This window comes from Streptomyces iconiensis, from assembly GCF_028657195.3.
GTDB lineage: Bacteria > Actinomycetota > Actinomycetes > Streptomycetales > Streptomycetaceae > Streptomyces > Streptomyces iconiensis.
On sequence record NZ_JANCPR020000008.1, the window covers coordinates 33,239 to 50,499 of the forward strand.

The following is a 17,261-nucleotide window of genomic DNA, read 5'->3' on the forward strand; positions in this document are numbered from 1 at the left end:
GGGATGCCGGTCAACTGTTGTCAATCCAAGAGGTGAATGTGTCCAGGCTGAGAGCTGAACACTTGTACAAGGTGTTCGGGAGGAGATCAGACCAGGCCGTATCCCGGCTGGAGGCCGGTGCCGACCGTGACGAGTTGCGTGCACAGGGCACCACAGCGGCCGTGATCGACGCCTCCTTCGAGGTCGAAGAGGGGCAGATATTCGTGGTCATGGGGCTCTCCGGCTCCGGTAAGTCCACGCTGCTGCGTATGCTCAACGGCCTCCTGGAGCCCACCTCCGGACGCGTCCTGTTCGACGGTGACGACGTGACGGCCCTCAAGCCCCGCGAACTGCGTGCGGTACGGGCCCGGAAGATCAGCATGGTCTTCCAGCACTTCGCACTCTTCCCCCACCGCAGCGTCATGGAGAACGCCGGATACGGGCTGGAGGTGCAGGGCGTACCTCGCGAGGAGCGCGAGGAGCGCGCCACAGAGGCACTGCATCTGGCCGGGCTCAAGGGCTGGGAGAACTCCTGGCCCGACGAGCTGTCCGGCGGTATGCAGCAGCGCGTCGGCCTCGCCCGCGCGCTCGCCACCGACGCTGACCTGCTGCTGATGGACGAGTCCTTCAGTGCGCTCGACCCGCTGATTCGGCGGGACATGCAGGACCAGCTCCTGGAGCTGCAGAAGACGCTGAAGAAGACCATCGTCTTCATCACCCACGACCTCAACGAGGCCATGCGTCTCGGCGACCGTATCGCCGTGATGAAGGACGGCAGGATCGTCCAGAACGGCACTGCCGAGGACATCCTCGTCCGCCCGGCCACCGACTACGTCGCCTCCTTCATCCAGGACGTGGACCGCTCGCGGGTGCTCACCGCCGGTTCGATCATGGAGGACACCAAGTCCGACAGCGCCGCGATGCAGAGCGGCGGCGAGCTGGAGGACGCCTCGACCGTCACGGCCGAGACCCCCATCGCCGAGCTGTTCACGCCGTTCTCCAACAGCGAGGACGCGATGATCGTCACGGACGAGTCGGGCACCCCTGTGGGCGTCATCGACCGGGAGCGGCTGTTGTCGGCGCTGGCCGAGGAGCCCCAGGTGAACGGCATCGCGGAGCCGAACGACACCGAGCGTGGTCCGGACGCAGCCGGGGTGACCGCACGTGCCTGAGTTCCATCCCGGTAACTGGGTCGAGAGTGCTGTCGACTGGCTCCAGGTGCACTTCTCGGTTCTGTTCGACTTCATCAACAAGGTCCTGACGGGCCTGTACGACGGCATCAACGCGGTGCTCGGCGGCGCTGAGCCGCTGCTGTTCGCCGCGATCCTCGCCGTGATCGCCTTCTGGCTGCGCGGGCTGCTCGCCGCTGTGGCCACCCTGATCGGATTCGCTCTGATCGACTCGTTCGGCTTGTGGAACGAGGCGATGCAGACGCTTTCGCTGGTGCTCGCCGCAGCGGTGATCACCATCGCGATCGCCGTACCGCTGGGTGTCTGGGCCGCGCGCAACAAGGCGTTCAGCACCTTCATGCGGCCGGTGCTCGACGTGATGCAGACGATGCCCGCCTTCGTCTACCTCATCCCCGGCGTCATGTTCTTCTCCGTCGGCACGACCCCGGGTCTGCTGGCGACGATCGTCTTCTCCATGCCGCCCGGCGTGCGCATGACGGAGCTGGGCATCCGGCAGGTCGACGGGGAACTGGTCGAGGCCGCCGAGGCGTTCGGCACCAGCCCCAAGCACACGCTCACGCGCGTGCAGTTCCCGCTGGCGCTGCCGACGATCATGGCCGGTATCAACCAGGTCATCATGCTGGCGCTGTCCATGGTCGTCATCGCCGGTATGGCCGGTGCCCCCGGCCTCGGTGAGAGCGTCTACGCGGCCGTCACCCAGGTGCAGGTCGGGCTCGGTGTCGAGTCCGGTATCGGCGTGGTCATCCTCGCCATGTACCTGGACCGCATGACCGGTGCCCTCAACGCCCGTGTCTCGCCGCTCGGCCGCCGCGCGGCGGCCAAGGCCACAGCGGCGCTGGGCCGTATGCGCTTCGTGCGCTACCGCCCCGGTACGGCCGTCGCCCTCTGCGGTGTCGTCGTCCTGGCGCTCGTCGCGGGCGGTATGAACCTCGCGGGTACGGGTGACAGCAAGACCACCGCCTCCACCGACGTGGGCAAGGGCAAGAAGCTCAACATGGGCTACATCCCGTGGGACGAGGGCATCGCGACCTCGTACCTGTGGAAGGAGATGCTGGAGGAGCGCGGCTACAAGCCGGACCTCAAGCAGCTCGACGCCGGTCCGCTCTACTCCGGTATCGCCAAGGGCGACGTCGACTTCCAGACGGACGCCTGGCTGCCCACCACGCACAAGCAGTACTGGGACAAGTACCACTCCAAGATGGAGAAGCTGGGCGACTGGTACGGCCCGACCTCCCTTGAGCTGACCGTTCCCTCGTACGTCAAGGGCGTGAAGTCCCTTGAGGACCTCAAGGGTCAGGGCAAGAAGTTCAAGGGCAAGATCATCGGCATCGAGTCCAGCGCCGGCGAGATGAAGATCCTCAAGGACAAGGTCCTCAAGGACTACGGCCTGGAGGGCGAGTACAAGGTCGTCTCCTCCAGCACCTCCTCGATGCTGGCCGAGCTGAAGCGCTCCATCCAGAAGCACGAGCCGGTGGTCGTCACGCTCTGGTCGCCGCACTGGGCGTACAACGCCAACGACCTGACGAAGCTCAAGGACCCCAAGGGTTCCTTCGGCAAGGGCGAGAAGCTCTACAGCGTGGGCCGTAAGGGCTTCTCGAAGGACGAGCCGACGGTCGCCAACTGGCTGAAGAACTTCAAGATGTCCGAGAAGCAGCTCACCTCCCTGGAGGACCAGATCCAGGGCGCTGGCCAGGGCAAGGAGCAGGACGCCGTCCGCAAGTGGCTCAAGGATCACCCCGGCTTCCTGGACAAGTTCGCCCCCGTACCGGGCGGCGAGAAGGAGAAGGGCAAGGACGCGGGCAAGCCGGTCAAGATGGGCTACTTCCCCTGGGACGAGGCCATCGCGACCACGTACCTGTGGCAGAACATCCTTGAGGACCGCGGCTACAAGCCGAACGTGAAGCAGCTCGACCCCGGTCCGCTGTACACGTCCATGGCGCAGGGCCAGACGGACTTCCAGACCGACTCCTGGCTGCCGACGACGCATGAGCAGTACTGGAAGAAGTACAGATCGAAGCTCACGGACGTCGGTGCCTGGTACGGGCCCACCTCGCTGGAGCTGTCCGTGCCCAAGAGCGTCAAGGGCATCGACTCGCTGGCGGACCTGAAGGGCAAGAGCGACAAGTTCGGCGGCAAGATCACCGGTATCGAGTCCAGCGCGGGCGAGATGAAGGTGCTCAAGTCGGTCCTGAAGGAGTACGGCCTGGACAAGGAGTACAAGGTCGTCTCCTCCAGCACCTCCTCGATGCTCTCGGAGGTCGACCGCTCCGTGAAGCAGGGCAAGCCCGTCCTGGCCACCACGTGGTCGCCCCACTGGGTCTACAGCAAGTACCCCATGAAGAAGCTCAAGGACCCCAAGGGTGCCTGGGGCAAGGGTGACAAGATCCACGTGACCGCCAAGAAGGACTTCGGGAAGGACTTCCCCGAGCTGAACGGCTGGCTGAAGAACTTCAAGATGTCCGAGAAGGACCTCGGTTCGCTGGAGGCGGCGATCCAGAAGGGCGGCAAGGGCAAGGAGAAGCAGTCCGTTCGCAAGTGGATGGACAAGCGGCCCGGTCTCGTCGACGAGCTGGCTCCGGTCAAGTAAGGCGCAGGCACGGCCGTCCCGTACGACGGACAGCGGACCCCCGCACTCACACACGTGAGGGCGGGGGTCCGCTTCGTGTAACAGCCCGTTGCCGGTCGGAAATCTTTCTGTGACGAGTGATCCTGCTTGTTCGGGGAAGGCGCGCCAACCCGAGCCGGGTGTGTTCCTGGCTCCGTCGTCAACTGCCCCTGACCGCAGAAAGGTTGAGTGCGTGGCCACGCAACCGAAGGCAAACCCACCGAACGAGCAGGACCTGCAGGAGGTGACGGGGATCGGGCGGTTGTCTGCCTCGGTCTCGTTCCGGGTCTTCGTACCCGCCGCTGTGATCATCCTGGCTTTCGTCCTCTACGCCGTGCTCGGCCAGGAGGACGCGGCGAAGCAGGTGGCCAGCGTCCAAGAGGGCATCGGGGACAAACTGGGCTGGTACTACATGGCCCTGACCTCCCTGTTCGTCGTCTTCGTCCTCTGGATCGGCCTGGGCCGGTTCGGGCGGATCAAGCTGGGCAAGGACGACTCGAAGCCGGAGTTCTCCACCGGCTCCTGGTTCGCGATGCTCTTCGCGGCCGGCATGGGCATCGGTCTCGTCTACTGGGGAGCGGCCGAGCCCCTGAACTTCTTCACCGCGCCCAAACCGGGCACGGGTTCCGGCGACGCGGCCAAGTCCGAGGCCGCGATGGTGCAGACGTTCCTGCACTGGGGCGTCCACCCCTGGGCGATCTACGTGGTCGTCGGGCTCGCCGTCGCGTACGCGGTGCACCGCAAGAACCGGCCCGTCTCGATCCGCTGGGCGCTGGAGCCGCTGCTCGGCGACCGGGTCAAGGGCTGGTGGGGCGATGTCATCGACATCATCGCCGTCGTGGGCACGCTGTTCGGCGTGGCGACCTCGCTCGGTCTTGGTGTGATGCAGATATCCAGCGGCCTCGGCTTCCTGGACTGGGTCGACAGTCCCGGCAAGCCGCTGCTGGTCGTCCTGATCGCCGCCATCACCGGTCTGGCCACGCTCTCCGTGGTGACCGGTATCGGCAAGGGCATCAAGTGGCTGTCGAACATCAACATGGTTCTGGCCGCCGTCCTGCTGCTGTTCGTGGTCGTCGCCGGTCCCACGCTGTTCATCGCCAACGGCTTCGTCCAGAACCTCGGCGGGTACTTCCAGAACCTCCTGCGGCTGAGCTTCGACACGGGCGCCTCCCAGGGCGACGACGGCACCAGCTTCGTGAACACCTGGACCGTCTTCTACTGGGGCTGGTGGATCTCCTGGGCGCCCTTCGTCGGCGTCTTCATCGCCCGTATCTCGCGGGGCCGTACGGTGCGCGAGTTCGTCTGCGGCGTGCTGCTCGTGCCGACACTGCTGACGTTCTTCTGGTTCGCGGTCTTCGGCGGCACCGCCGTGCAGGGGCAGTCGTCCGGCAAGGAGGACTACCTGGTCGACGGGGCCGTCAGTACGGACAACGCGCTCTTCCAGGTGCTGGAGACGCTGCCGGGCGGCACCTTGTTCGCGGGTATCGCCATCCTGCTGATCGTGCTGTTCTTCGTCACGTCCTCCGACTCCGCCTCGTTCGTGGTGGACATGCTGTCCTCCGGGGGTGCTCTCAACCCGCCGGTGTGGAGCCGGGTGTTCTGGGCGCTGATGGAAGGAGCCGTGGCCGCAGCGCTCTTGCTCGCCTCCGACCTGGCCAGCGCGGATTCGCTCAACACACTGAAGACATCCGCGATCATCATCGCGCTGCCGTTCAGCGTCATCATGATCGGCATGTGTCTTGCCACCGCGATCGCCTTCACGCGTGAGCGCCACGCGTACATGGCGGCCGAGCGTGCCGCCGAGCACGACCGGCTGGTCGACCATGCCGTCGCGCTGATCGAGGACGGCGGCAACGAAGCGGATGGCGGCCCGCCGAAGGAGAAGGCGGCGGTCGGCGCGGCGGGAGAGCCCGCTGTGGGAGAAGGCGAGGTGCGGAAGGAAGACGCCACGGACAGGCTGTCGAAGGAGACACCGCCGGAACCCAACGGCTAGCGTTTCACCCCGAGTTGCTCACTGCTGTGCGGTGCCGGATCGCCCTCCGGCACCGCACAGTGCCGTTCGCGGCCGGTTCGCCGTGCCCGGACTGTGCGCGGCCGGTCGGGCGTGCCAGGGCGGTGCGTATCGTGCCCGTATGACCTCGACCGTTGTTTCGCTCGTGCCCTCGCTCACGGAGGCCATCGCGGTCACCGCACCCGGGTTGCTGGTGGGCGCGACCGACTGGTGCACGTATCCCGGGGACCTGGACGTCGTACGGGTACGGGGCACGAAGAACCCGGACGTGGAGCGGATCGCCGGGCTGGCTCCGGATCTCGTGGTGGCCAACGAGGAGGAGAACAGGCCGCAGGACCTGGAGGCGCTGCGCGCTGCGGGGCTGCGGGTGATGGTGACCGAAGTGCGGGGCATCGAGCAGTCGTTCACGGAGTTGGAACGGGTGCTGACGCAGGGGTGCGGGGTGCGCAGGCCCGGGTGGCTGGACGAGGCGGAGACCGCGTGGCGCGAGGCGCGGGCCGAGTTCGACGTACGGGCCGTGGTGCCGGTGTGGCGCAGGCCCTGGATGGTGCTGGGGAGGGACACGTTCGCGGGAGCCCTGCTGGCACACCTCGGCGTGCGCAACGTGTACGCCGCGCACGCCGAACGCTATCCGCGTGTGCCCATCGGGGAGTTGGCGGCCGAGGGGAGCGCCGATGTGGTGGTGCTGCCGGACGAGCCGTACGCGTTCGCGGCTGACGACGGGCCCGAGACGTTCCCCGGCATGCCGGCCGCGCTCGTCAGCGGGCGCCATCTCACGTGGTACGGGCCTTCGCTGAGCGAGGCCCCGGAGGTCATCGGCGCGGCGCTCCGAGCAGCGCTCCGCTGAAGAGCCCGCCGGCCGTGCGTACGGCGGCTGCGGCCCAGGCGAGGATGAGCCCGGCGTAGAGCGCGACCGACAGCCAGGTGAGCGCGTCGAGTCCGGTGTGCTTCGCCAGGGAGGCGGCGCCGGTCACGCAGGTGCCGACGGGGAAGGTGAAGGCCCACCACGTCATGCCGAAGCCCATGCCCTGCCGGGTGGCGCGTACGACCATGGCGACGGAGAGCCCGAGCCACAGGAGGGCGAACCCGATCACCGGGACTCCGTAGAGCACGGCCAGCGCGGAGAAGGTGCCGGGTGCGGCGTCGGCGAGGTTTCCCAGCGCGGTGGTGGACTGGCCCAGCGGGCCGAGCACGAGGAAGAGGGTCGGCGTCAGCATGAGGGGCAGCGGGCCGTGGTGGGCGAGCCGGGAGAAGACGACGGGCAGGATCACCAGCGTCATCAGAAGGCTCGCGCCGAACATGGCGAAACAGCCCAGCAGCAGCGCCGAGCGGGCCTGGCCGTCGGGCATGTGGGCCGCGAGGGGCGGGCCGACCGCCGCCGAGACCATGGGCGCGACGATGGGCAGCAGCCATACGGGGGTCGCTGTGCCCGGTTCGATGGTGTGCCGGGTGACCATCAGATAGGGCACGGCGATGGCGGCCAGCAGGCCGACGAGGGTGCCGGCCGACCACAGCACGATGTCGATGCCGAGGCCACCGGGAACCTGGAGGGCCAGCGCACCCGCGCCGACGGCGAGCATGGCCATCGACAGGCAGCCGTAGAACGGCGCGACGGCCGGGTCCAGCAGGTGTGCGCGTGCCTGGTCCGTGTGGCGCGTCCAGTGGCCCGTGCGCGCCACGAGCAGGACGGCGAGCATCACGGCCGACAGCGTCCACACGGCCACGAGCGGGGCGCGCGGAACGTGTACGGGCAGTGCGGCTCCGGCGTTCCCGATGATCGCGGTGCCCATCACGGCCGCGTACCAGTTCGGGCCCAGGGCGCGCAGCCTGGCCGGGGCGAGGGGCTGGGGGACGGGTTCGGCGGGGGGTGCTTCGGGGACGGCGTGCGCGGAAACGGTCATGGGACCACGCTCCGCCCGCACCGACCCTCCCACCAGGGACCCTGTCCCTATGAGGGCATAACCTGGTCCTATGACTCAGCGGGAGAGGCAGTCGGCAGGCGCGGCCATCAGGGAATCCGATGCGTGAGGGCGGTGACGGGCGTGCGGGCGGGGGGCATCCGCCCGGGCTCGCGCACCGTGTGCCCGACCTGGGCGCGCTGGAGCTGCTGCTCGCCGTCGCCCGGCTGGGCAGCCTGGGGCGCGCGGCACGCGAGACGGGCGTGAGCCAGCCGGCGGCCAGCGGCCGTATCCGCTCCATGGAACGCCAGCTGGGCATCACACTGCTGGAGCGCTCACCGCGCGGCTCGCGGCTGACGGCGTCCGGAACCCTGGTGACCGACTGGGCCAGGCGCATCGTGGAGTCGGCCGAGGCGTTCGAGGCGGGCGTCGGCGCGCTGCGTGACCGCCGTGACTCGCGGCTCAGCGTCGCCGCCAGCATGACCATCGCGGAGTATCTGCTGCCCGGCTGGCTGATCGCGCTGCGCACGCAGCTCCCCGACACGGCCGTCTCGCTGCGCGCGGGGAACAGCGCCGCCGTGGCACGCGTCCTGCTCGACGGCGAGGCGGACGTCGGTTTCGTCGAGGGCCTGGGCGTACCCGCGGGGCTCGACGGTACGGTCATCGCGCACGACAGGCTGCTGGTCGTCGTGGCGTCAGGGCACCCGTGGACGCGGCGGCGCGAGCCGGTCGGACTGGCCGAACTGGCCGCCACCCGGCTGGTGTTGCGCGAGCCGGGCTCCGGCACCCGGCAGGTGCTCGACTCGGCGCTCGCAGGCCACGGCGGTCTGGCGCCGCCGCTGCTCGAACTCGCCTCCACCACCGCCGTCAAGGCGGCGGCCGTCAGCGGCGCTGGTCCCGCCGTGCTGAGCGAACTGGCCGTGGGAGAGGAGCTGTCGGGGCGCCGACTGGTGGAGGTGCCGGTCGAGGGGCCTGCGCTGAGCCGTGCGCTGCGTGCCGTATGGCCGCGCGGCTCGCGGCCGACGGGGCCAGCGCGTCAGCTCCTGTCGCTCACCCGGTCACGCTGAGCGCTTCCTCTCGCCTTCGCCTCGGCCGTGAGGGCCTCCATCAGGCGCGGGTCGTCGCCTGCTTCGGGGTGCCACTGCACGGCCAGTACGAAGCTGTCCTGGTCCGGGAGTTCGAGCGCCTCGACGGTGCCGTCCTCGGCGTGCGCGCTCGCCACCAGGCCCTCGCCGATCCTGTCGACGGCCTGGTGGTGGTACGTCGGCACGCTCACCGCTTCCGGCAGCACCCGCGCGAGCCTCGTACCGGCGACGGGCTCGACCGTGTGCGTGCTGAAGACGCCGGGTGCGCCGCGATGTGCCGCCGTGCCGGGCAGGTGCTGGACGAGGGTGCCGCCGAGGGCGACGTTCAGCACCTGCATGCCCCGGCAGACGCACAGCAGGGGAGTGCGCTGCCGCAGGGCCTCGCGGGTGAGGGCCAGCTCCCACGCGTCCCGTTCGGGATGGGCGGGTCCCGTCTCGGGCGCCCTGGGCGCTCCGTAGCGTGCCGGATCGACATCGGGGCCGCCCGCTGTGACGAGCGCGTCGAGGCGTGCGACGGTGTCGGCCGCCGCCGTGGGGTCCTCGTCAGGGGGGAGGAGCACGGCGCGGGCGCCCGAGCGCTGAGCCATGCGGTGGTAGCCGGCGGGCAGGAGCGCGGCCGGCAGGCGCCAGTCGCCCCAGCGCGCCCCGGGTTCGAGATAGGTGCTGATGCCGATCAGCGGGGGTGCCATGTGTCCTCCATGCTGGTGCGGTTTCTCCCGGGACTGAGCACACGTGCTCAGTCCCGTAGTTCCGCCTCCGCCTCGGCCAGGGCCGCGAACTCCTCCTCGGGCGCGGCGGCGACGAGGTGATGCCGACTGTAGAAGGTGAAGTAGGCGACCGCGACGACGTAGAGCACGAGTGCGATACCGGCCGCCTTGGGGTCGACGAGGAACGTCGCGACCACCGCCGCACAGGCGAGCACGAACGCCACGGAGGAGGTGACGACGCCTCCCGGAGTGCGGTACGGGCGGGGCAGATCGGGCTCGCGGCGGCGCAGGACGAGGTGGGAGAGGGACATCAGCACGTAGGAGACGGAGGCACCGAAGACGGCGATGTTCAGCATGCGTGCCCCGTCACCCGTGGCAGCCGCGAGGCCGAAGCCGATCGCGCCGGGCACGACGAGCCCGAGATAGGGCGCCTTGCGGCTGCTGGTCAGGGAGAGGAATCGCGGGAGGTATCCGGCGCGGGAGAGGGCGAAGAGCTGGCGGGAGCCCGCGTAGATGAGGGAGAAGAAGGACGCCACGAGCCCGGCGAGCCCCGCGTAGTTGACGATGCGGCTGAGCGTCGTCGGATCGCCGCCCGTCGCGGCCTCCAACGCGGCGACCAGCGGGTTGTCCGCATCCTTGATCGCGTCCGACCCGGCGGCGCCGGCTGCGGGGAGCAGCGTGAGCAGGGCGAGCAGCACCAGGATGCCGATCGCGAGGCCCATGGCCCTTGGCAGGGTGCGTGCGGGGTCCCTGGTCTCCTCTGCGGCGAGCGGCACGCCCTCGACGCCGAGGAAGAACCACATGCCGAACGGGAAGGCGGCCCAGATCCCCAGCAGCCCGAGCGGCAGCCATGAACTGGAGCCGAGCGCCGAGGACTTGACGGCGACGTCGTTGAGGGAACCGGCATCGAAATGGGTGAGCGCACCGATGGCGAAGACCAGCAGCGCGGCGACAGCGATCCCGGTGACGACGAAGCTGAAGCGCAGGGCCTCGCCGACGCCCCACAGGTGGATGGAGATGAAGACGATGAAGCAGGCGAGGTAGACGGGCCAGCCCGACTCCAGCCCGAACAGGCCGAGGGATTCGACGTATCCGCCGATGAAGACGGAGATCGCGGCGGGCGCCAGGATGTACTCGATGAGGATGGCCGTACCGGTCAGGAAGCCGCCCCAGGTGCCGAGCGCACGCCGCGCGAAGCCGTAGCCGCCACCGGCGGTCGGGAGGATCGAGGCCAGTTCGGCGAGGGAGAAGACCAGGCAGGCGTACATCGTGCCCATGAGCACGGTGGCGATGGCGAGCCCTCCGAAGCCGCCCTCCGCGAGGCCGAAGTTCCACCCGGCGTAGTCGCCCGAGACGACGTAGGCGACGCCGAGCCCGGTGAGCAGCAGCCAGCCCGCCGAGCCGCGCTTGAGGGAGCGGCGCTGGAGGTACTCCTCCTCGGGCGCACTGTGCGTCCCGTGCGGGAAACCGGGCGGGGCATCTTTCTCCACGGACATGCGCCACTCCTGCCTCTCGGCCATTGGTGTGGCCACATACCTTTGCGGTGCCGCACCGCACGGCGCAACCCCCTTGCGTGCACGAAGTGTTACTCCGGGGGTGCCCCGAAGGGGCGCGGGGCTGTGTCATGTGCGGCTCCGCCGCGTGGGCGCGACCAGCGACGAGGGGGGTGCCCCGAAGGGGCGCGGGGAACTGCGCGACCGGCCACGACGCGCCCGCAGTCGGCAACGCACAGGCAGGGGCACGCACAGAAGCCCCGACGAGGGGCAAGGGCAGAAGTCCGACGGCGCACGGGGCAGCCGGAAAACGGGTGCCCTCTCCCGGAGAGGCACCCCTACGCGAGGAACCCGCGCAACAGCGCAGCCGTACCCGCACAGTGCTCGCGCGCGATGGCGCGCGCCGCCTCACCGTCCCCGTCCAGCACGGCGACCACCATCGCGCCGTGCTGCCGCTGCGCGTGCTCCAGGTTCCGTACGAGCAGCGGAATACGGTTGAGCAGTTCGTTGAGCGTGGCGCGTACGGCGGCGTACTGCGCGGTCAGCGACGGAGACCCCGCCAGTTCCACGAGCGTGAGGTGGAAGAGCGTGTCGTGCCTGCGGTAGCCGTGCAGCGCGGCCTCATGCGTGGCGTCCAGTGCCGCGCGCAGCCGCCCGGCCTCGCCGTCCGACAGGCCGCGCGCGGCGCAGAGTTCGGCGGCGCCCGCCTCCAGGACCTCGCGGAAGCGCAGCGTGTCGTCCAGGTCGAGGGACGCGGCCTGGACGCGCAGCCGTTCCCCGTCGTCCGTGGGCCCGTGGTGCGCGCGGACGAACGTGCCGCCGTACCGTCCGCGCCTGCTCTCCACGATGCCCTGCTCGGCCAGCACCCTCAGCACCTCGCGCAGGGTGACCCTGCTGATGCCCAGGCGCTCAGCCAAATCCCGCTCGGCGGGCAGCCGTTCGCCCTCGGCGACCAGGCCGAGGCGCACGATCTGGAGTATCTGTTCCAGTGCCTCCTCGAAGCCGTTGCCCGCGCGTACCGTACGCAGCACCGTGGCGAGCCTGTCGTCGCCGGCGGCTTCGCCCGCTCGGCCCTCCCGCATGGGCCGCCCCCTTCCCTCTCCCTGGCCTTCCGGTCGCATGGCCTTCCGTTTCAAAGGTCTTGGTGACTACCTTATGGCTTCCGGCGGACCTACAGGAGGCCCACTCGTGGCAGACCGCACGCCCCCGCTCGCCGTCAGCGAGCTGCGCAGACTTGTCGAGGCCGGGGAGATCGACACCGTCGTCCTCGCCTTCACGGACATGCAAGGACGCCTCCAGGGAAAGCGGTTCGCCGCACCCTTCTTCCTCTCCGACGTCCTCGACCACGGCGCCGAGGGGTGCAACTACCTCCTCGCCGTCGATGTCGACCTCAACACGGTCGACGGATACGAGATGGCCTCATGGGAGCGCGGATACGGGGACTTCGCGCTGCACGGCGACACCGCCACCCTGCGCCGCCTGCCCTGGAACCCGGGCTCAGCCATGCTCACCGCCGACCTCGCCTGGCTCGACGGCTCACCGGTCGCCGCCTCGCCCCGCCAGATCCTCCGGCGCCAGCTCGACCGCCTCGCCGAACGCGGCTGGAGCGCCCACGTGGGCACCGAGCTGGAGTTCATGGTCTTCCAGGACACCTACGAGCAGGCATGGAACGGCGCCTACCGCTCCCTGACACCGGTCAACCAGTACAACGTCGACTACTCCATCCTCGGCACCGGACGCGTCGAGCCCCTGCTGCGCCGTATCCGCAACGAGATGGCCGGCGCCGGCATGACCGTCGAGTCGGCCAAGGGCGAGTGCAACCTCGGGCAGCACGAGATCGCCTTCCGCTACGACGACGCGCTCACCACCTGCGACCAGCACTCCCTCTACAAGACCGGGGCCAAGGAGATCGCGGCACAGGAGGGCCAGGCGCTCACCTTCATGGCGAAGTACGACGAGCGCGAGGGCAACTCCTGCCACATCCACCTCTCGCTGCGCGACGCGGCGGGCCACCCCGTCCTGGCCGACGAGGCGGGCCCGTACGGCATGTCGCCGCTGATGCGGCACTTCCTGGCCGGACAGCTCGCCGCCATGCGGGAGTTCACACTGCTCTACGCGCCCAACATCAACTCCTACAAGCGCTTTCAGCCCGGCTCCTTCGCACCCACGGCCGTCGCCTGGGGCCCCGACAACCGCACCTGCGCGCTGCGCGTCATCGGCCGCGGCAGGGGGCACCGGCTGGAGAACCGCGTACCGGGCGGCGACGTGAACCCGTACCTCGCCGTAGCCGGAATGATCGCCGCGGGACTCCACGGCATCGACAACGAGTTGGAGCTGCCCGAACCCTGCACAGGCAACGCGTACACGGGCGACGCCGCACACGTCCCCTTCACCCTGCGGGAGGCGGCGGAGCTGTGGGGTGCGAGCGCACTCGCGCGCGACGCCTTCGGTACCGAGGTGGTGGACCACTACCTCAACATGGCCACCGTGGAGCAGAACGCCTTCGACGCGGCCGTGACGGACTGGGAGCGGTTCCGCTCCTTCGAACGCATGTGAGGCACATTCCGTTGACCGAACAGCAGCCGAACGAAGAGCAGTTGAACGAAGAGCAAGAGCGACAGCGGCAGCAGAAGCAAGTGCAGCCGCAAGAGCAACAGCAACAGCAGCAGCAACCGGCGCAGCACGCTCAGCCGGACGAGCACCTGGTCGTCAACCCCGCGACCGAGGAACTGGTCGCCAAGGTTCCCGCGACCACACCCGGCGAGGTGCACGCCGCCGTCGTACGGGCCACGGCGGCGCAGACCGCGTGGGCCGCGCTCGCCCCCGCCGACCGTGCCAGGACGCTGCGCCGCTTCGCCGCCGTCGTCGACGCGCACAGCGAGGAACTCGCCGTGCTGGAGGTCGCCGAGGCGGGCCACCCGCTCGGCAACGCGCGCTGGGAGGCGGGCAACGTACGCGACCTGCTCGACTACTCCGCCGGCGGAGTCGAACGGCTCACCGGCAGCCAGATCCCCGTCGCCGGTGGCGTCAACCTCACCTTCGCCGAACCGCTGGGCGTCGTCGCGGTCATCGCGCCCTGGAACTTCCCCATGCCCGTCGCCGCCTGGGGCACGGCCCCCGCGCTGGCAGCGGGCAACGCCGTGCTCCTCAAGCCCGCCGAGACCACGCCGCTGACCGCGCTGAGGCTGGCCGAACTCGGCCTGGAGGCCGGGCTGCCCGAGGGGCTCTTCCAGGTGCTGCCCGGCGAGGGGCCCGTCACGGGCACGGCGCTGGTCGAACACCCCGGTGTGGCCAAGGTCGTCTTCACGGGGTCCACCGCCGTCGGCAAACAGATCATGGCCCGCTGCGCCGCCTCCGTGAAGCCCGTGACCCTCGAACTCGGCGGCAAGAGCCCCAACATCGTCTTCGCCGACGCCGACCTGGAACGCGCTGCCGCAGCCGCCCCAGGCTCGTTCCTGGACAACACGGGCCAGGACTGCTGCGCCCGCAGCCGCATCCTCGTACAGCGGAGCGTCTACGACCGGTTCCTCGCGCTGCTGGAGCCCGCCGTGCACGCCTTCACCGTCGGTGACCCGGCCGACGAGGCCACCGCCATGGGCCCCCTCGCCTCGGCACGCCAGCGTGCCCGCGTCCGCTCCTACGTTCCCGAGGACGCGCCGGCGCTCATCAGGGGCCGGGCGCCCGAAGGCCCCGGGTTCTGGTACCCGGCGACCGTGCTGGAGGCGGCGCCGGGGGAGCGGGCCGCCGTCGAGGAGGTGTTCGGGCCCGTCGCCGTCATCGCTCCCTTCGAGGACGAGGCCGACGCCGTACGCCTCGCCAACGACACCGAATACGGCCTCTCCGGCTCCCTGTGGACCCGCGACGGAGCCCGCGCGCTGCGTGTCTCGCGTGCCGTCGCGGCCGGGAACCTCTCGGTCAACTCGCACAGCAGCGTGCGCTATTCGACCCCGTTCGGCGGCTACAAGCAGTCCGGGCTCGGCCGTGAGCTGGGCCCCGGAGCGCTCGCCGCCTTCACCGAGACCAAGAACGTCTTCATCAGCACGGAGGAGAGCCAGTGACGGACACCGAGAACGCCCCCGTCTGCCGCCGCCTCGTCGGCCGTACGGCCGTCATCACAGGAGCGGGCAGCGGCATCGGCCTCGCCACGGCGCGCAGGCTCGCCTCCGAAGGCGCGCACGTGATCTGCGCCGACGTGGACAGCGTGCGCGGCAAGGCAGCGGCCGAGGAGACCGGCGGCCTCTACCTCGCGACCGACGTCACCGACCCCGATCAGGTCGAGGCGCTCTTCCGCACCACGCACGAGACATACGGCTCCGTGGACATCGCCTTCAACAACGCGGGCATCTCGCCGCCCGACGACGACTCCATCCTGGAGACGGGGCTCGACGCCTGGCAGCGCGTCCAGCAGGTCAACCTCACCTCCGTCTACCTGTGCTGCAAGGCGGCGCTGCCCTACATGCGCGAGCAGGGGCGCGGCTCCATCATCAACACCGCCTCGTTCGTCGCCGTCATGGGAGCCGCGACATCCCAGATCAGCTACACCGCTTCCAAGGGCGGGGTGCTCGCCATGTCGCGCGAACTGGGCGTGCAGTTCGCGCGCGAGGGCATCAGGGTCAACGCGCTGTGTCCGGGGCCCGTGAACACGCCCCTGCTCAAGGAACTGTTCGCCAAGGACCCCGAGCGCGCTGAGCGGCGGCTCGTCCATGTGCCGGTGGGCCGTTTCGCCGAGCCCGAGGAGATCGCCGCGGCCGTGGCCTTCCTCGCGAGCGACGACGCGTCGTTCGTGAACGCGGCGGAATTCCTCGTCGACGGCGGCATCGCGGGCGCGTACGTGACACCGCTGTAGCCCCGGGCGTAGCCCCGACACGTCAGCGGGGCGGGGCGCCGGATGATTCCTGTGATTGTCGATGTAGCGTGCACACGGTCAACGTCGACAATCCCAGGAGGGGTGCCACATGCGCAGTAGATCCGTCCTGACCGGCCTCACCATGGCGGCGGCGCTCGCCGCCACCCTCACGGCGGCCCCCGCCCAGGCCGGCCCGCAGCACCAGCACCCCGGCCACGGCCATGGGTGCCCGCAGCTCTCGAAGGAACTGCCCTGGCACGCGGACAACCGCGCCAAGCTCCAGCGCACCATCGACGAACGCGGCACGTGCTCGCCGGGCTGGCGAGGCGGCAAGCACCGCCCGGTCGCCGCCTTCGACTGGGACAACACCATCGTCAAGAACGACTCGACCGACGCCACGATCGCCTGGGCGCTGCGGCACGACAAGGTCCTGCGTCCCAAGAGCTGGGCGGCCACCAGCGAGTGGCTCACCCCCGCGGCCGACCGCGCGCTCACCGAGGCATGCGGGACAGAGGTGCCGGCCGGTGAGCCCCTGCCCACCTCCACCAACGCCGCGTGCGCCGACGAGATCCTCCAGGTGCGCGGCGAGGCGGAGACGATGAGCGGCGAGAAGGCGTTCGCGGGGGACTGGAACCACCGCCGCACGGTCCCCGAGTACGCCTGGGTGCCGCAGCTCTTCGCCGGTCACACGGTGTCCGAACTGCGCGCGTACGCGCGTGCCGCCCGCGACGAGGCGCTGGCGGCCCCGGTGGGCGCCGAACAGAAGGTCGGCACGCACACCGTCCCCGCCTACAGCCGCTACTACGAGCAGCAGAAGGACCTGGTCCGTACGCTCCAGAAGGCCGGGTTCAACGTCTACATCGTCTCGGCAGGCTCGGAGCCGGTCGCCGAGGAGTGGGCCAAGGGTGTCAATATCGACCGGCGGCACACCGTCGCCATCCGCAGCGTCCTCAAGCACGGCAGGATCACCACCTCCATGGAGGGCTGCGGCGACGTCCCCGCCGGCAAGGGAGAGGCGATCCCGTACATCGACGGCAAGCGCTGCGTCATCAATCAGGAGATCTTCGGCATCAAGGGTGCCAAGGCGTGGCAGAAGCAGGCACCTTCGCACCGGATCGCGATCGGCGGCGGTGACGCCGACACCGATGTGACCTTCGTGGGCGACGCCACCGGCACCCACCTCGTGCTCAACCGCAACAAGCCCGAGATCATGTGCCGTGGCTACGACGACGCGGACGGACGCTGGGCCGTGAACCCGATGTTCATCGAGCCGCTGCCCCGCAAGAGCGAGCCCTACCCCTGCGCGACCGAGGGCTTCACACGCCCCGACGGCACCCTGGGGCCCGTGCGCCGCGACGACGGGTCGGTCATCCCCGACCAGCGGGACACCGCGTACGGAGCCTGACGCACCGACCCCGCTGCATGTCGTACACGTGTTGCCATAGGG

General features: G+C 69.8%; 13 protein-coding genes. 9 read left to right on the forward strand and 4 right to left on the reverse strand.

The genetic code is table 11. The features are described 5' to 3' along the window. Window positions 1-38 precede the first annotated feature (38 nt). From NMN56_RS09795 to NMN56_RS09810, 4 genes are all read left to right on the forward strand, one after another. Complete coding sequence (locus tag NMN56_RS09795; RefSeq protein ID WP_274038789.1) at window positions 39-1,151, forward strand: quaternary amine ABC transporter ATP-binding protein; 1,113 nt, start codon at window positions 39-41, stop codon at window positions 1,149-1,151. Further along, window positions 1,144-3,756, forward strand: a complete 2,613-nt coding sequence (locus tag NMN56_RS09800) for an ABC transporter permease/substrate binding protein (protein WP_274038790.1) — start codon at window positions 1,144-1,146, stop codon at window positions 3,754-3,756. The genes NMN56_RS09795 and NMN56_RS09800 overlap by 8 nt, the downstream gene beginning before the upstream one ends. A gap of 211 nt (window positions 3,757-3,967) precedes the next feature. Further along, entirely contained in the window at window positions 3,968-5,767 is a 1,800-nt protein-coding gene (locus NMN56_RS09805) for a BCCT family transporter (RefSeq protein WP_274038791.1), read from the forward strand. A gap of 139 nt (window positions 5,768-5,906) precedes the next feature. After that, on the forward strand, window positions 5,907-6,632 hold the full coding sequence (locus NMN56_RS09810) for a helical backbone metal receptor (RefSeq protein WP_274038792.1): 726 nt from the start codon (window positions 5,907-5,909) through the stop codon (window positions 6,630-6,632). Here the strand turns inward: NMN56_RS09810 and NMN56_RS09815 are convergent. After that, a complete protein-coding gene (locus NMN56_RS09815; RefSeq protein ID WP_274038793.1) occupies window positions 6,598-7,686 on the reverse strand; it encodes a TDT family transporter in 1,089 nt (362 codons plus the stop codon). The genes NMN56_RS09810 and NMN56_RS09815 overlap by 35 nt on opposite strands. A 119-nt stretch (window positions 7,687-7,805) precedes the next feature. Between NMN56_RS09815 and NMN56_RS09820 the strand changes: the two genes are divergently transcribed. Next, window positions 7,806-8,750 carry a LysR family transcriptional regulator gene (locus NMN56_RS09820; protein WP_274038794.1) on the forward strand — a complete coding sequence of 315 codons (945 nt, stop codon included), beginning with the start codon at window positions 7,806-7,808 and terminating at the stop codon, window positions 8,748-8,750. On the opposite strand, the gene NMN56_RS09825 is transcribed toward NMN56_RS09820, so the two are convergent. The 3 genes from NMN56_RS09825 to NMN56_RS09835 form a co-directional block, all read right to left on the reverse strand. Further along, window positions 8,720-9,457, reverse strand: coding sequence for a gamma-glutamyl-gamma-aminobutyrate hydrolase family protein (locus tag NMN56_RS09825; RefSeq protein WP_274038795.1), 738 nt, complete (start codon window positions 9,455-9,457; stop codon window positions 8,720-8,722). The genes NMN56_RS09820 and NMN56_RS09825 overlap by 31 nt on opposite strands. 47 nt (window positions 9,458-9,504) lie before the next feature. Then, the gene (gene eat, locus NMN56_RS09830; RefSeq protein ID WP_274038796.1) at window positions 9,505-10,971 is read right to left on the reverse strand and encodes an ethanolamine permease; all 1,467 of its coding nucleotides are present in this window, start codon (window positions 10,969-10,971) and stop codon (window positions 9,505-9,507) included. Between the two features lie 335 nt (window positions 10,972-11,306). Next, the gene (locus NMN56_RS09835) at window positions 11,307-12,050 is read right to left on the reverse strand and encodes a FadR/GntR family transcriptional regulator (protein WP_274038797.1); all 744 of its coding nucleotides are present in this window, start codon (window positions 12,048-12,050) and stop codon (window positions 11,307-11,309) included. A 106-nt stretch (window positions 12,051-12,156) separates the two neighbouring features. On the opposite strand from NMN56_RS09835, the gene NMN56_RS09840 reads away from it, so the two are divergent. From NMN56_RS09840 to NMN56_RS09855, 4 genes are all read left to right on the forward strand, one after another. Next, window positions 12,157-13,524: a glutamine synthetase family protein gene (locus NMN56_RS09840; RefSeq protein WP_274038798.1), complete on the forward strand. Its 1,368-nt coding sequence runs from the start codon at window positions 12,157-12,159 to the stop codon at window positions 13,522-13,524. 146 nt (window positions 13,525-13,670) lie between these two features. Further along, entirely contained in the window at window positions 13,671-15,026 is a 1,356-nt protein-coding gene (locus NMN56_RS09845) for an aldehyde dehydrogenase family protein (RefSeq protein WP_274039347.1), read from the forward strand. After that, window positions 15,023-15,814, forward strand: coding sequence for a 3-oxoacyl-ACP reductase (locus NMN56_RS09850; RefSeq protein WP_274038799.1), 792 nt, complete (start codon window positions 15,023-15,025; stop codon window positions 15,812-15,814). Before NMN56_RS09845 ends, NMN56_RS09850 begins: the two co-directional genes overlap by 4 nt. 109 nt (window positions 15,815-15,923) lie before the next feature. Then, on the forward strand, window positions 15,924-17,219 hold the full coding sequence (locus tag NMN56_RS09855; protein ID WP_274038800.1) for an HAD family hydrolase: 1,296 nt from the start codon (window positions 15,924-15,926) through the stop codon (window positions 17,217-17,219). The last annotated feature ends 42 nt before the right edge of the window (window positions 17,220-17,261 follow it).